Origin of the sequence: Streptomyces sp. NPDC004542 (assembly GCF_040610035.1) — a bacterium.
GTDB lineage: Bacteria > Actinomycetota > Actinomycetes > Streptomycetales > Streptomycetaceae > Streptomyces.
Window position 1 is genome coordinate 1 of the sequence record NZ_JBEXLP010000086.1, and the last position, 15,019, is coordinate 15,019.

The 15,019-nt window shown below is 72.2% G+C and carries 9 protein-coding genes; 3 read left to right on the forward strand and 6 right to left on the reverse strand.

Annotation, left to right across the window (positions count from 1 at the left end; translation table 11 throughout):
- Positions 1 to 101: 101 nt before the first annotated feature.
- The 3 genes from ABZX30_RS31170 to ABZX30_RS31180 form a co-directional block, all read right to left on the reverse strand.
- Entirely contained in the window at positions 102 to 1,391 is a 1,290-nt protein-coding gene (locus ABZX30_RS31170; protein ID WP_355939564.1) for a site-2 protease family protein, read from the reverse strand.
- 8 nt (positions 1,392 to 1,399) lie between these two features.
- The gene (gene dxr / locus ABZX30_RS31175) at positions 1,400 to 2,671 is read right to left on the reverse strand and encodes a 1-deoxy-D-xylulose-5-phosphate reductoisomerase (protein ID WP_355939513.1); all 1,272 of its coding nucleotides are present in this window, start codon (positions 2,669 to 2,671) and stop codon (positions 1,400 to 1,402) included.
- A gap of 512 nt (positions 2,672 to 3,183) precedes the next feature.
- Positions 3,184 to 5,118, reverse strand: coding sequence for an acyl-CoA dehydrogenase family protein (locus ABZX30_RS31180; protein ID WP_355939516.1), 1,935 nt, complete (start codon positions 5,116 to 5,118; stop codon positions 3,184 to 3,186).
- A 377-nt stretch (positions 5,119 to 5,495) separates the two neighbouring features.
- Here ABZX30_RS31180 and ABZX30_RS31185 point away from each other — a divergent pair, with 377 nt between their 5' ends.
- From ABZX30_RS31185 to ABZX30_RS31195, 3 genes are all read left to right on the forward strand, one after another.
- A complete protein-coding gene (locus ABZX30_RS31185; protein WP_355939519.1) occupies positions 5,496 to 6,509 on the forward strand; it encodes a LacI family DNA-binding transcriptional regulator in 1,014 nt (337 codons plus the stop codon).
- 172 nt (positions 6,510 to 6,681) lie between these two features.
- On the forward strand, positions 6,682 to 8,739 hold the full coding sequence (locus ABZX30_RS31190; protein ID WP_355939522.1) for a TIM-barrel domain-containing protein: 2,058 nt from the start codon (positions 6,682 to 6,684) through the stop codon (positions 8,737 to 8,739).
- A gap of 99 nt (positions 8,740 to 8,838) precedes the next feature.
- Positions 8,839 to 10,026 (forward strand): sulfotransferase, encoded by a 1,188-nt coding sequence (locus ABZX30_RS31195; RefSeq protein WP_355939525.1) that lies wholly within the window; start codon positions 8,839 to 8,841, stop codon positions 10,024 to 10,026.
- A gap of 4 nt (positions 10,027 to 10,030) precedes the next feature.
- Here the strand turns inward: ABZX30_RS31195 and ABZX30_RS31200 are convergent, their stop codons facing one another.
- From ABZX30_RS31200 to ABZX30_RS31210, 3 genes are read right to left on the reverse strand one after another with little or no spacing between them, the layout of a single operon-like run.
- Positions 10,031 to 10,744 carry a hypothetical protein gene (locus tag ABZX30_RS31200; RefSeq protein ID WP_355939528.1) on the reverse strand — a complete coding sequence of 238 codons (714 nt, stop codon included), beginning with the start codon at positions 10,742 to 10,744 and terminating at the stop codon, positions 10,031 to 10,033.
- Positions 10,745 to 10,779: 35 nt separating this feature from the next.
- The gene (locus ABZX30_RS31205; protein ID WP_355939531.1) at positions 10,780 to 12,990 is read right to left on the reverse strand and encodes a glycoside hydrolase N-terminal domain-containing protein; all 2,211 of its coding nucleotides are present in this window, start codon (positions 12,988 to 12,990) and stop codon (positions 10,780 to 10,782) included.
- Positions 12,987 to 14,954: a beta-galactosidase gene (locus tag ABZX30_RS31210; protein WP_355939534.1), complete on the reverse strand. Its 1,968-nt coding sequence runs from the start codon at positions 14,952 to 14,954 to the stop codon at positions 12,987 to 12,989. Before ABZX30_RS31210 ends, ABZX30_RS31205 begins: the two co-directional genes overlap by 4 nt.
- Positions 14,955 to 15,019 lie beyond the last annotated feature (65 nt).

Genomic DNA, 15,019 nt, shown 5'->3' on the forward strand with positions numbered 1-15,019 from the left:
GGGGCTCGCGCATCCCGCGTTCGACGCGGTTCGACGGGCCGCGGCGGAACTCGCGGCGGAACGCGGATGGTTGCTGCGACCCGACTCGAAACGCCGCGTGGCTAGGAGATTTTCACCGGGTTGACCACGTCCGCGATCAGCACGAGGACGGTGAAGCAGACGAAGATCCCGGCCACCACATAGGCCACCGGCATCAGCTTCGCCACGTCGAACGGACCCGGGTCCGGCCGGCGCATCACCTTGGCCGCGTTCCGGCGCAGCGACTCCCACAGGGCACCCGCGATGTGCCCGCCGTCGAGCGGGAGCAGCGGGAGCATGTTGAACAGGAAGAGGGAGAGGTTGAAGCCGGCGACCAGCATGACGAACATCGCCAGCTGCTGGGTGGGCGGGATGTCCAGGGTGAAGATCTCACCGCCCACCCGGGCCGCGCCGACCACGCCCATCGGGGAGTCGGGCTGGCGGGGGGCGTCGTTGAAGGCGGCGTTCCACAGGGCGGGGATCTTGCCGGGGAGGGCCGCGATGGAGTCGACGGCCTCGCCGAGGCGGTCGCCCATCCACGTCACCGACTCGCCGAAGTCCTGGCGTACGACGCCGTTGGCGGCGCTGAAGCCGAGGAAGCCGGCCGGGACGTAGCCGTCGACGATCTGCCCGTGGGAGTCCTTCTTCGCCACCTGGTTCGTGACGAGCGTCGCGTGCAGGGTGAGCCGGTGGCCCCCGCGCTCGACGACGATGGGGACCGTCCTGTCGGGGTTGGCGCGGATCAGGTCGGAGAGCTTGTTCCAGCTGTCCGTCCTGGTCCCGTCGAAGGAGACGATCTTGTCGCCCGCCTTGAGGCCCGCGGCGGCGGCCGGGGAGACGGGGTCGGACTTCTTGCAGGTGTCGCGGGTCTCGGTCTGGGAGATCACGCACTTGGAGACCGAGCTGACGGTGGTCGTCTGCTGGGTGATGCCGAAGCCCATCAGCACGGTGAGGAACAGCACCACCGCGAGGATCAGGTTCATGAAGGGACCCGCGAACATCACGATGACCCGCTTCCACGGGGCACGCGTGTAGAACAGGCGGGTCTCGTCGCCCGGCTCGAGCTCCTCGAAGGCGGCCGAGCGGGCGTCCTCGATCATGCCGCGCCACGGTGAGGTGGAGCGCGCGCTGATCCGGCCGTCGTCGCCGGGCGGGAACATGCCGATCATGCGGATGTAGCCGCCCATCGGGATCGCCTTGATCCCGTACTCCGTCTCGCCCTTCTTCCGCGACCAGACGGTCGGGCCGAAGCCGACCATGTACTGGGGCACGCGGATGCCGAAGAGCTTGGCGGTGGAGAGGTGCCCCAGCTCGTGCCAGGCGATGGACACCAGCAGCCCGAGCGCGAAGACGCCTATGCCGAGGATGAACATCAAGGTCGTCATGCACGCGCCTCCGCGGTCGCCGTCTGCGCTGTCAGTTCCCGGGCCCGGGCCCGGGCCCAGGTCTCCGCTTCGAGGACGTCCGACACGGTGAGCGAGGTTCCCGTACCGGGGGTGCCGTGCTCCTCCACCACCCGGGTGACGGTGTCCATGATCCCGTTGAACGGCAGCGCGCCGGTGCGGAACGCCTCGACGCACTCCTCGTTGGCCGCATTGAACACCGCGGGGGCGGTGCCCGCGAGCTCACCCACGTGGCGCGCCAGGTTCACCGAGGGGAACGCGTCGTTGTCGAGCGGGAAGAACTCCCAGGTGGAGGCCTTGCTCCAGTCGAAGGCGGGCGCCGCGTCGGGGACGCGTTCGGGCCAGCCGAGGCCGATGGCGATCGGCCCCCGCATGTCGGGGGGCGTCGCCTGGGCCAGTGTCGATCCGTCCGTGAACTCAACCATCGAGTGGACATACGACTGGGGATGCACGACCACCTCAATGCGGTCGAAGGGAATGTCGTAGAGGAGGTGTGCCTCGATGACCTCCAGGCCCTTGTTGACGAGGGTCGCGGAGTTGATCGTGATCACCGGGCCCATGGCCCAGGTGGGGTGCGCCAGGGCGTCCTCGACGGTGACGTGGGCCAGCTGCTCCTTCGTCCGGCCGCGGAACGGGCCGCCGGAGGCGGTGACGACCAGCTTGCGCACGTCGGCCCGCGAGCCGGCCGCGAGCGCCTGGAAGAGCGCGGCGTGCTCGGAGTCGACCGGGATGATCTGGCCGGGCTTGGCGAGCGCCTTGACCAGGGGCCCGCCGGCGATGAGCGACTCCTTGTTGGCGAGCGCGAGGGTACGGCCGGCCTCCAGGGCGGCGAGGGTGGGGGCGAGGCCGATGGAGCCGGTGATGCCGTTCAGCACGGTGTGGCAGCCGGAGGCGGCGACCTGGGTGGCGGCGTCCGGGCCGGCGAGGATCTCGGGGAGCGGTTCACCGGTGCCGTACCGGGCGCCGAGCGCCTCGCGCAGCGCCGGTACGACGTCCGTCCGGGCGACCGCGACCGTGCGCGCCCGCAGCCGGTGCGCCTGCTCGGCGAGGAGGGTCACCCGGCCGCCGTTCGCGGACAGGGCGGTCGCCCGGAAGCGGTCGGGGTTGCGCAGCACGAGGTCGATGGCCTGGGTGCCGATGGACCCGGTGGAGCCGAGGATCACCACGTCCTTGGGACCGTCCCCCGCGAGAGGGTCGTGGACGAGGTGCGGGTCGGCGAGTGGCGCCGGACTGGCGGGACTGTCGGTCATCCCCCCATTGTTGCCGCAACCGGCGGCCGGAAGGACAGCGCGTCCCTCGGGCGGGTGGATGGGCACGCATACCGATGCCGGCCCGCCTTTCGCAGTGCCCGGCGGCGCGAGCCGGCACAGCCCGCGCCGCCGTGCGCTCTCGACCTTCCGCAGGATGCAGTCCGAACGTGAAGTACACACTCGGACCTGAGCAGAGCTCGCCCCGATGTCCTTGACGATCGGCGTGGCCGGACGCCCGGGGAAGCCCTCGAGCGTGGCACCGCGCAGGACGCCGTGCGGCGGGGAAGGCTGCCCCGTGCCGGGACGTCCTGACGGACACGGCCTTCCGCGACGCCGAAGTGACGGGGATCACGCCGAGCTCAGCCGCGTCAACAACGCTCCAGGTCAATACACCTGGGGCGCCACCGGGCCGGGTCCACCGGGTGCGGCGGGCCCGTGCCGCGCCTCGGGGCGGCCGTGCTGGTCGCATCCCCGACGAGCGGCTGCGACCAGCACTTTCGAACAGACACCGGCTAGCGGACCGGCCGGTGCACGTTCTCGCGCCGGCTGGGGCCCGGGGTGGCGTCGGCGATCCAGGGGCCGTCGCCCGACGGGTCGATGACGCCCTGTTCCAGCCACTCGTAGGCGCCGCCGAGGACGCCCCTGACCACCTTGCGGTCGAGGTCGTCGGTGTTGTGCCAGAGCCGGTCGAAGAGTTCCTCGACCCGGAGGCGGGCCTGGTGGCAGAACGCGTCGGCGAGCTGGTAGGCCTCCCGGCCGTGGTCGCCCTGGCTGCGCAGCAGCTCGGCCCGGACGCAGGCGGCGCTCATCGCGAACAGCTCGGCGCCGATGTCCACGATCCGGCCCAGGAAGCCCTGCTTGGTCTCCATCCGGCCCTGCCAGCGGGACATGGCGTAGAAGGTGGAGCGGGCGAGCTTGCGGGCGTGCCGCTCGACGTAGCGCAGGTGGCCGGAGAGGTCCACGCCGTGCTTGAACTGGCTGTACGAGGAGGGCAGCTGCCCCGGGCCCGCGACCAGCTTGGGAAGCCACTTGGCGTAGAAGACGCCGGCGCCGGCACCCGCCTTCGCCTTCTCCGGCAGGCTCTTGTCGGGGTCGATGAGGTCGCCGGCGACCGACAGGTGGGCGTCGACGGCCTCGCGGGCGATCAGCAGGTGCATGATCTCGGTGGAGCCCTCGAAGATCCGGTTGATGCGCAGGTCGCGCAGGATCTGTTCGGCGGGGACGGCGCGCTCGCCGCGGGCCGCGAGCGAAGCGGCCGTCTCGAAGCCGCGGCCGCCGCGGATCTGGACCAGTTCGTCGGCCATCAGCCAGGCCATCTCGGAGCCGTACAGCTTGGCGAGGGCGGCCTCGATGCGGATGTCGTTGCGGTCCTCGTCGGCCATCTGGCTGGACAGGTCCAGTACGGCCTCCAGCGCGAAGGTGGTCGCCGCGATGAAGCTGATCTTGGAGCCGACCGCCTCGTGCAGCGCGACGGGCCTGCCCCACTGCTCGCGGGCGGCCGACCACTCGCGGGCGATCTTCAGGCACCACTTGCCCGCGCCGGCGCACATCGCGGGCAGCGACAGGCGTCCGGTGTTCAGGGTGGTCAGGGCGATCTTCAGCCCCGCGCCCTCCGGGCCGATGCGGTTGGCGGCGGGGACGCGCACCCGGTGGAAGCGGGTGACGCCGTTCTCGATGCCGCGCAGGCCCATGAAGGCGTTGCGGTTCTCGACCGTGACGCCCTCCGAGGCGGCCTCGACCACGAACGCGGTGATCCCGCCCTTGTGCCCCTCGGACTCCGGCACCCGCGCCATCACCACGAGCAGGTCGGCGACGACTCCGTTGGTCGTCCAGAGCTTCACCCCGTCGAGGACGTAGTCGTCGCCGTCGGGCACGGCCGTGGTGGCCAGCCGGGCGGGGTCGGAACCGACGTCCGGCTCGGTGAGGAGGAAGGCGGAGATGTCGGTGCGGGCGCAGCGGGGCAGGAAGGTGTCCTTCTGCTCCTGGGTGCCGAAGATCTTCAGCGGCTGCGGTACGCCGATCGACTGGTGGGCCGACAGCAGGGCGCCGACCGCGGGGTTCGCGGAGCCGGCCAGGGCGAGGGCCTTGTTGTAGTAGACCTGCGTCAGGCCCAGGCCGCCGTACTTGGTGTCGATCTTCATGCCGAACGCGCCGAGCTCCTTGAGCCCGTCGATGACCTCGTCCGGGATCCGCGCGTCCCGCTCGATCCGGGCGCCGTCGATCTTCGTCTCGCAGAAGTCGCGGAGCTTGGCGAGGAACTCCTCGCCGCGCTGTGCGTCCTCGTCGGCGGGGAGCGGGTGCGGGTGGATGAGGTCGAGCCGGAAGCGGCCCAGGAACAGCTCCTTGGCGAAGCTCGGCTTGCGCCAGTCCTGTTCCCGGGCGGCCTCCGCCACCTGGCGGGCCTCGCGTTCGGTGACGGTGGGTTTCTTGGTGGTGGGGGCGGACATGAGGCTCACCTCGCCGCGAAGAGGGATGATTGCGGACTGTTCGTTACCGAGCAGTGCTACTGGATCGTTGGTACCCGAAACGAGGCGCCGCCACCAGTCCTGCCGCGTCCGTTCGGCCCAGACCCGTAGCCGGCGCGGGGTGTCGCGACGGCCCGTTTCCCCGCCCCCGCCGTTCCTGTCACGCGTCTTGCGCCGGTGGGCCGTCCGGGGGACGGTTCGTGTGCGCCTGTCGGCCCGTCGCCCGCGTGAAAAGGGTGTCGAAGCGCTTCGACAGGCTATGGACACTCACCCCCGCTGAAGCTACTGTCGATACACCCTCAGTCGCCCTTGTCAGCAACGCGCACTGTCGAAGCGCTTCACAAAGCTTGGAGAGCTGGATGGTCACCCTCGCCGAGGTCGCCCAGCACGCCGGAGTCTCGGCGAGCACGGTGAGCTATGTCCTCAGCGGCAAGCGGTCCATCTCCGCCACCACTCGGCAGCGGGTCGAGCAGAGTATCCGGCAGCTCGGGTACCACCCCAACGCGGGCGCCCGCGCCCTGGCCAGCAACCGCTCGAACATCATCGCGCTGATGGTCCCCCTGCGCACCGACATGTACGTGCCGGTGATGATGGAGATCGCCATCGCGGTGGCCACCACCGCGCGCGCGCACGGCTACGACGTCCTGCTGCTCACCGGCGAGGAGGGCCCCGACGCGGTGCGCCGGGTCACCGGCAGCGGACTGGCCGAGGCGATGATCCTGATGGATGTCGAACTGGAGGACGAACGGCTGCCGCTGCTGCGCCAGGCCGGCCAGCCCTGCGTCCTCATCGGCCTGCCCGCCGACACCACCGGCCTGACCTGCGTGGACCTGGACTTCGCGGCGACCGGCGCGCTGTGCGTGGAGCACCTGGCGAAGCTGGGCCACCGCGACGTCGCGGTCATCGGCGAGGCCCCCGCGGTCTACGAACGGCACACCGGCTTCGCCGAACGCACCCTCGACGGCCTGCGCACCCGCGCCCGGGAGCTGGGCCTGCGGGTGCTGCACCGGCCGTGCGAGGGCGGGTACGACGCGATGGCGGTCACGCTCGCCCGGATCCTCGACGAACGCCCGGGCACCACCGGGTTCGTGGTGCAGAACGAGTTCGCCGTCGAGCCGCTGCTCGCCCTGCTGCGCCAGCAGGGCCGTGCGGTGCCCGAGGACGTGTCGGTGGTCGCGGTCTGCCCGGAGCAGGTCGCCGTCCAGGCCTCTGTGCGGCTGACGTCGGTCGCCATCCCGGCCCAGGAGATGGGCCGGTACGCCGTGGAGCACCTGGTGGCCAAGCTGGACGGCCACGGCGGTGACGACGTCGTACTGATCGCGCCGGAGCTGACCGTCCGGGCGAGCACGGGGCCGGCGCCGGCCGGTTCCTGATCCACCGCGGCCCACACCGCGGGTTCCACGCGCCGCCCCTTCCGGGCACCGCCATGCCCGGATCCCGTCCTCCCCGTCGGCAGCCTCCTCGCCTCTCCGTTCGCAGCCCTGTTCGCACTCCCGTTCGCACCCTCGTCCGCAGTCCCGTCTGCACACCCCAGGAGCACTCCTCGTGAATCAGCCTGCCCGAAACCAGCCTGCCCCGGCGCAGCACAAGGTCAGCCTCGCGCAGTCCTCCCCCACCGTCGGCACGTTCCGCGAGCGGGACGGCGCGCTGGAGTGGAGCGGCCGCCAGGAGACGGTGCGCATCGAGCCCTGGGGCCCGGACGCGGTCCGGGTGCGTGCCCGGCTCGGCGGTCCCGTGCTCGACGCCTTGCCGGGCGCCCTGCTCGAGACACCGCCCGTCACCGAGAGCACCGTCAAGATCGGGGACGGCGAGGCGCGGCTGACGGTCGGCGCGCTGACCGTGGAGGTCGACGCCGAGGGCCTGGTCCGCTTCCTGCGCACCGACGACTCCTCGGAGCTGCTGTCCGAGGCGCGCGCCCACTTCTGGTGGCCGGGCTCCCGTCTCTACACGGCGGTCGGCAACGGCCACCACCGCCTGGAGCAGCGTTTCGCCGCCTACGAGGGCGAGAAGCTGTACGGCCTCGGCCAGCACCAGCACGGCCGCTTCGACCAGAAGGGCCTGGTCCTGGACCTGGTGCAGCGCAACGCCGAGGTCGGCATCCCGGTGCTGGCCTCCAGCCGCGGCTACACCCTGTTGTGGAACAACCCGGCGATCGGCCGCGTGGAACTGGCGCACAACGGCACCCGCTGGGTGGCGGACTCCGCCCGCCAGATCGACTACTGGATCACCGCGGGCAGCCCGGCCGACGGCCAGCGCCGCTACAGCGCGGTGACCGGCCGCACGCCGATGCTCCCTCAGTGGGCGGCGGGCTTCTGGCAGTGCAAGCTGCGCTACCGCACCCAGGACGAACTCCTCGCCGTGGCACGGGAGTACAAGCGGCGGGGCCTGCCGTTGTCCGCCATCGTCTGCGATTTCTTCCACTGGACCCACCTGGGCGAGTGGAAGTTCGACCCGAAGGAGTGGCCGGACCCGGCGGCGATGGTCCGCGAGCTGGAGGAGATGGGCGTCAAGCTGGTGGTGTCGGTCTGGCCGTCGGTGTCGCCGCTGTCGGAGAACCACTCGCTGATGGAGCAGCGCGGTTACTTCATCGGCACGCAGTACGGGCCGATGGCGCACGCCGACTGGCCGGACAAGGAGGTCGCCTCCACCGTGCAGGTGGCCTTCTACGACGCGACCAACCCCGAGGCCCGCCAGTTCGTGTGGTCCCGCGTGAAGGAGAACTACCTGGACCCGTACGGCATCACGGCCTTCTGGCTGGACGCGTGCGAGCCCGAGCTGAAGCCGGGCTTCCCGGAGAACCTGCGCTACTGGGCCGGCCCCGGGCTGGAGGTCGGCAACATCTATCCGGCCGAGAACTCCCGGACCTTCCACGAGGGCCTGCTGGCGGCCGGGGAGGACGAGGTGATCACCCTCAACCGCTCGGCCTGGGCGGGCAGTCAGCGCCACGGCGCCGCCCTGTGGTCCGGTGACATCGGCACCGACTTCCCGACCCTGCGCCGCCAGATCGCGGCCGGCCTGAACACCGCGCTCTCCGGGATCCCCTGGTGGAACACCGACATCGGCGGCTTCCACGGCGGCGACCCGGACGACCCGGCGTACCGCGAGGTGATGGTCCGCTGGTTCCAGTTCGGCGCGCTGTCCCCGCTGATGCGGCTGCACGGCTTCCGTGACCCGGGCATGCCACTGGGCCCGGAGATGACCGGCGGCCCGAACGAGGTCTGGTCGTACGGCGAGGAGGCCGGCGCGATCCTGGAGAAGTACCTGCGGCTGCGCGAGCGCCTGAAGCCGTACGTCCTGAAGGTCATGCGGGAGGCCCATGAGGAGGGCCTGCCGGTGATGCGGCCGCTGTTCCTGGAGTTCCCTCAGGACCAGGCGGCCTGGTCGGTCGAGGACGCGTACCTCTTCGGCGGTGACCTGCTCGTCGCCCCGGTGCTCACGGCGGGTGCCACCGCCCGCACGGCGTACCTGCCGGCCGGCGCCCGCTGGACGGACGCGTGGACCGGTGAGACGTACGAGGGCGGTACGACCGTGACGGTGGACGCCCCCCTGGACCGCATCCCGCTGTTCCTGCGGGACGGGGCACGGCTGCCGGTCGCCGAGTAGCGCGAGAGGGGCGGGAATGTCTCAACTCCGCTGTAGCGCGCGGGATTTGACGTGGGTAGGTTCACTGCCCCCGTCCGCCCGCGAAAGGATCCCGCCCCCGTGTCCTCCGCTCCCCTCGCCCTCACCCTGGCCAACCTGCTGCTGAGGCCCGCCGCCCGCTCCCGCCGCACTCCCGACCGCGCGTTCGACCGGCTGCTGGCCGGGGCCGGGCCGGCGGACGGCGACGAGCGGTTCACCGAGGACTTCCGTTTCCTGCTGCGATGTTGGGCCCGGGCCGAGGACCTCACCCCGGTGGGGTGGCTGTCCGCGCAGGGGCACGTCGGCAGACATCTCACCGGCCGGGCCCGGATCCGGCGGCTGATCGCCGAGCACCCCGAGATCGAGGAGGAGCCCGTCGAGCGGCCGGTGTTCGTGGTGGGCCTGCCCCGCACCGCCACCACGCTCACCCACGCGGTGCTGTCGCTGTCCGGCGAGCACCGCAGCCCGCTGCTGTGGGAGCTGCTCACGCCCGGCCTGTACCGGCAGCCCGGTGAGCGGCAGCGGGCGATCACGGCGGCGCGCCGGCTGGTGGGGAGCATCGACCTGTTCGCGCCGCACTTCCGCGACATCCACCGGCTGCTCCCCGAGGGCCCGGAGGAGTGCACGTTCGCCCTGCCGCACACCGTGATGCCGCTGTCCCAGGCGCGGATCCCCGAGTACCTGCCCTGGCACGGCACACGGGACTTCCTGCCCGACTACCGCCACCTCAAGCGGGTCTACCAGGTGCTCCAGTACGGCCGCCCCCGTCGGCGCTGGGTGCTGAAGTCGCCCCTGCACCTGGAGAACCTGGACGCGCTGCGCACCGTCTTCCCGGACGCCACGATCGTGTGGACCCACCGTGATCCGGCGACCGTCGTGGCGTCGTTCTGCAGTCTGGTGGAACACGGCATGGCCGTCAGCACCCGCCCCGTCGACCTGCACGGCATCGGCGCCACCTGGCTGGAGCTGCTGAGCCGCTCCGCGGCCCGCGGGCTCGCCTCCCGCGCCGCCGTCCCCGGTGAGCAGCTGGTCGACGTCCCCTACTCCCTGCTCGCCGCCGACCCGGCCGCGGGCGCCCCCGAGCTGTACGCGGCCGTCGGCGCGGCGTGGACCGACGCCGAGGCGGCCCGGCTGCCCGGGGTGGCCGCCCGGCCCAAGGGCACCCGTCCGCACCGGTACGACCTCGCCCGGTACGGCCTGACCCGTGAGGACGTCGCGGCGGCCTTCGCGGACTACGACGCCCTCCGGGCCGAGCTCGACCGGAGCTGACGGATCAGCTGCTGCTGACGGTCTCGCTGTTGGTGGTGAAGTTCAGGCCACCGGACGAGGACGTGATCTCGAAGCCGAACTGCACGTCACCGATGGTCACGTTGCCGAACCACCCCTTGGTGTCCTTGATCCACTTCAGGATCGGCAGGACGTTCACCGTGCCGGAGGTGGAGTTCGAGGTGCGGACGAACGAGAAGACGTCGTTGGAGCCGTTGTTGCCCTTGTAGACGGTCCAGGTGTGGCCGCCTAGCGTCACGTTGCCCTGCGAGGTGCCGAGGGGACCGACGGCTCCGGTCTTGTTGACCCAGAGCATGGTCTCGTACTTGTAGCCGGTGTCCCAGATGTCGTACGACGTGTTGTACGCGCCGGACGACGGGACCGTGACGTTGTAGCTGCTGGTGAGCGAGGACAGCGAGGTGATCGACTTGTTGACCACCTTTTTGGAGTTCGGGTAGGCCTTGATGCCGCCGGTGTCGGGGTGGTTGGCGTTGACGCCCCAGTTGGTGCCGGAGTTGGCCCAGATGCACTGGCTGCCGGCGCCGGAGCCCCAGATGTCGTTGTAGAGGGTGTAGCCGTTCAGCGTGGTGCTGCCCCACTGGTCGCAGGAGCTCCAGACGGCGGCCGAGGCGGGGGCGGAGGCGAGGCCGACGGTGGCGCCGAGGGCCAGCGCCGGGGCCAGTACGGCCATCGTGATCCTGCGCAGCGTGCGAGTTGCCATGGTGTCCCTTCCATGGGTGGGGGGAGTGCGCGGGGTTACCACGTCCCCAGGGTGAGGACGCGGTCTTCTCCGGCGACGAGGTCGAGCGGCTGTGCGCCGGAGGAAGTCCTGAGTTCGACGCGGTGGCTGCGGGTGGGGCGCAGCACCGCGGTGGCCGTGCCGTGGTTCCAGGTGAGGTCGAGCTCCGCCCCGAACCGGGTGCGGACGCCCGTGATCCGGCCCTGGGGGTACGCGGCCGGGAGCGCGGGCAGCAGGACGAGGCGGTCGGGGGTGGAGTGCACCAGCGTCTCGATCAGCACGGCGGGCAGGGTGTGCGCGGCGTCCGCGTTGTAGACGTGCCGGTTCGGGTAGTGCGCGCTCATCAGGGAGGCGTGGAAGTAGTCGCCGTCCAGCACGCTCGCGAGCGCCCGGCCGGCCCGGTCGGCGTCCCGGAGCCGGGCCGCTATCAGGGCGTGGTGGAGGTGGCCGTGCGCGGAGTCGTTCTCGGCGCCGCGCAGTTCGAGGGCGCGGTGCGCCGCCGCGGCCAGTTGCGGGGTGTCGTAGGGGGTGATCTCGTCGAGCGGCCAGACGCCGTAGAGGTGGCTGAGGTGGCGGTGGTCGTAGCTGTCGTCCAGGCCCGGCCAGGCCCACTCGGCGAGGGCGCCGTCGCGGTTGGTCCGGTGCGGCGGGAGCCGGTCGGCGAGGGCGCGCCAGCGGTCGGCGTCGGGGGTGTCCGGGTGGTGGCCGGCCGCCGTCCGCAGGGCGTGGCGGGCCGCCGAGAGGTCCATGGCCGCGTTGATCGCACCCCAGCTCGCGTTGGCGGGGCGGTTCTCGGGTGAGTAGGAGGGGACGACGACGAGGTGGCCGTCGTCGTCGGTGCGGGTGAGGAAGTCCTCGTAGAAGCGGGCGGTCTCGGCGAGGGCGGCGGCGGTGCGCGGGTCGCGTTCGCCGCGGGTCTCGTCGTGGTCGGCGAGGGGTTTGAGCAGCCAGTCGGCGCCGGCGGTCCACAGGTGCAGGGGGTACTCGCGGTCGAAGTGGTAGGCGTACCCGGACTCCCCGTCACTGTGCGCGGGGGCGACGGCGCCGCGGGCGCCGAAGACGGACCTGGCGTTCTCCCGCCAGTCGGGCAACTGCCGCTGGACGAGGCCCGCGAGTGCCTCGGTGACCTCCGGGAGGGCGGCGGCCGAGGCGGAGGCGGTCTGGAGGTTGAGGTTGGCGTCGTTGGTGAACGCGCCGGACCAGGCGGTGTCCCAGTCGCCGGTCCACAGACCGGTGAGGCGGGGCGGGTTCAGGCCGGACGAGGACAGCAGGTGGTAGCGGCCGGCCGCGAACAGCCGCTCCAGGAGGGCGGCGCTGTCCGGGCGTCGGAGGAGTTCGGAGCCGGGCAGCGCGCGTTCGGCGGGGTCCGCGGCGAGGTCGAGGGTGACGCGTGCGTAGGCGGTGCGGTGCAGGGCGAGGTGGCGGGCGAGGAGGCTCTCGTAGGACTGCTCGCCCCACGCGTCGCGCAGTTCCCGGGCCGGCGCCACCGTGTCGAGTTCTCCGGTGTGGCGCCGGACCCGGGTGAGCAGCAGCACCGACTCGGCGTCGGTGACGCGCGCGCCGGGCGGGATGAGGGTCGTCGTGCCGCCCGTGACCGCGACGAGGGTCATCCCGGTGTAGGCACGCTCGCTGTCCGGGTAGCGGACGCGCAGGGTGAGCAGAGCGCCCTCGGGGGTGAGGAGCGCGCCCTCGCCCACGCCGAGGCGGGCGGGCGCGTTCGGCAGCCGGGCGTCCAGGCCGATGTCGAGCGTGCGGCCGGGTGCCGTGACCGACTGGACGATCAGGTCGTCGGCGCGGGAGACGAAGACGCGGCTGGTCCACCCGGCGCGGGTGGCCGTCGTCTCGCCGGTGGTGAAGTCGACCGAGCGGCGGTAGGCGGGGCGGTCGCCGGCGGGTTCGCCGGGAGCCCGCCGCAGCCGGATCCGGAAGGCCGGGTGGAAGGGCTGCACCCATTGCAGCGGGCGGCCGTCGGTGAAGTCCTCGGCGGCGGTGCGGGCGCCCGCCAGCAGCCGGTCCTGGAGGGCGGGCAGCCGGGCGGCCAGCCGGGGCGGGCGGGCGTGTTCGCCGCCGTTGGGGCGGACCAGGGTGTGGTGGGTGACGATGACGCGGTCGTCGTCCGGGTCGCCGAACACAAGGGCGCCGTGGTGGCCGTTGCCGCTGAGGAAGCCGTCCTCCCAGCGGGAGGCCGGCCGCGGTTCCCAGGTTCCGTGGGCGAGCCCGTGCGTCATGGTTCCAGCACCGCCGTTCCGTAGCGTCCGAGCGTGGTCCGGTCGACGACCGTGGCTCCCGTGAGCAGGTCACGGTGGGTGCCGGGCACCTCGACGGTCACCGGCTCGCGACCGTGGTTGAGCAGGAACAGCACCGCGCCGCGCCGGACGGCCTCGACCCCTTCCGGCAGGCCGTCGAGCACCGGGCGGATCCCGGCCTCGCCCGTGATCCGGGCGAGCAGCGCGCGCAGCGCCTCCGGCTCCGGGAGCGTGGAGACGTACCAGGCCCGGCCCCTGCGCAGTACGGCGGGCAGCCCGTCGAGTTCGCCGCCCTGGTAGTTGATCGTCTCGGCGACGGTGCCGGCGGCCTCGATCTCCTCCGACCACAGCGTTCCCCAAAAGCCCTCGCACGCGACGCGCTCCCCCGCGTCCAGCGGCCACCACTCGTGCAGCGTGCGGATCCCGAACAGCTCGCGCAGCCGGGCGTCCATGCCGCCGGGGCGCACCCGGTCGTCCTGGTCGGCGACACCGGTGAGGAAGCCGCAGACGAGGGTGCCGCCGTCGTTCGCGTAGGCGAGGAGGTTGTCGATCGCCGCGTCGGTGAGGAGGTACAGCTGCGGTACGACGACGCAACCGTACGCGGACAGGTCGTGCTCGGGGTGGGCGAAGTCGGTGGTGAGGTGGGACTCCCACAGGGCGCGGTGCCAGGCGTGCAGGACGGCCGGGGGGTCGGCCTCGGTGGACAGGCGGCCGTCCTGGACGGCGGCCCACCAGGCGTGCCAGTCGTGCAGGATCGCGACGTCCGCCGTGACGGGCCGGCCGCTCACCCGCGGGGCGATCCGGGCCAGCTCGGCGCCGAGCCGTTTGACCTCCTGGAAGGTGCGGCCGTGCTCGCCGGCGTGGCTGACCATCCCGGAGTGGAACTTCTCCGCGCCCTGCCGGGACTGGCGCCACTGGAAGTAGCAGACGGCGTCCGCGCCCCGGGCGACGGCCTGGAGGGACCACAGGCGGTTGAGGCCCTTGGGTTTGGGGTGGTTCACCCCGCGCCAGTTGACCGGCCCGGCCGCCTGCTCCATCAGCATCCAGGGGCCGGCCGCCTGGGAGCGGGTCAGGTCCTGGACCAAGGCGCCGTGCTGGGCACCGAGGGGGTCGCGCGGGTCGGGGTAGAGGTCGACGGAGACGACGTCCTCCTCCCCGGCCCAGCGCCAGGCGTCCTGGCCGAAGAACAGCGGCATGAAGTTGGTGGTGACCGGGATGTGCGGGCTGTGCCGGCGGACGATGTCGCGCTCGGCGGTGTAGCACTCCAGGAGCATGTCGGAGGTGAAGCGGCGGAAGTCCAGTACCTGGCCGGGGTTGTTCAGGTAGTGGGCGTGGCGCGGGGGCAGGATGCCGTCCCAGGTGTCGTAGCCCTGGCTCCAGAAGGCGGTGCCCCAGGCGGTGTTGAGGGCGTCGAGCGTGCCGTACCGCGCGCGCAGCCAGCGCCGGAAGGCGGCGGCTGCCTCGTCGCCGTAGTCGTAGGTGCAGTACTCGTTGTTGATGTGCCACATGGTGAGGGCCGGGTGGGTGCCGTAGCGGGCGGCGAGGTCCTCGGTGATGGCGGCGGCACGGCGGCGGTAGGTGGCGCTGGAGTGCGAGAAGTGCTGCCGGCCGCCCCACCACTCCACGCGGCCGTCGGCGTCGCGGGGCAGGGTGTCCGGGTGCAGGCGGCCCAGCCAGGGGGGCGGGGAGGAGGTGGGGGTGGCGAGGACGACGCCGACGCCGTGCTCGTGCATGAGGTCCATGAGCCGGTCCAGCCAGCCGAACTCCCGGGCGCCGGGCTCGGGTTCCAGCTTCGCCCAGGAGAAGACGCCGAGCGTGACGGAGTTGACGCCGGCCTCCTTCATCAGCCGGACGTCCTCGTACCAGGTCTCCTCGGGCCACTGTTCGGGGTTGTAGTCGCCGCCGAAGAGGATGCGACCGCGGGTGGCGTGCGCGAGCTGGGGCATCAGACCGGCTCCCCGTGGAGGGCCGTCCGGGCGGTCGCGCCCGCCGTCGCGGCGCGGACGGCTCG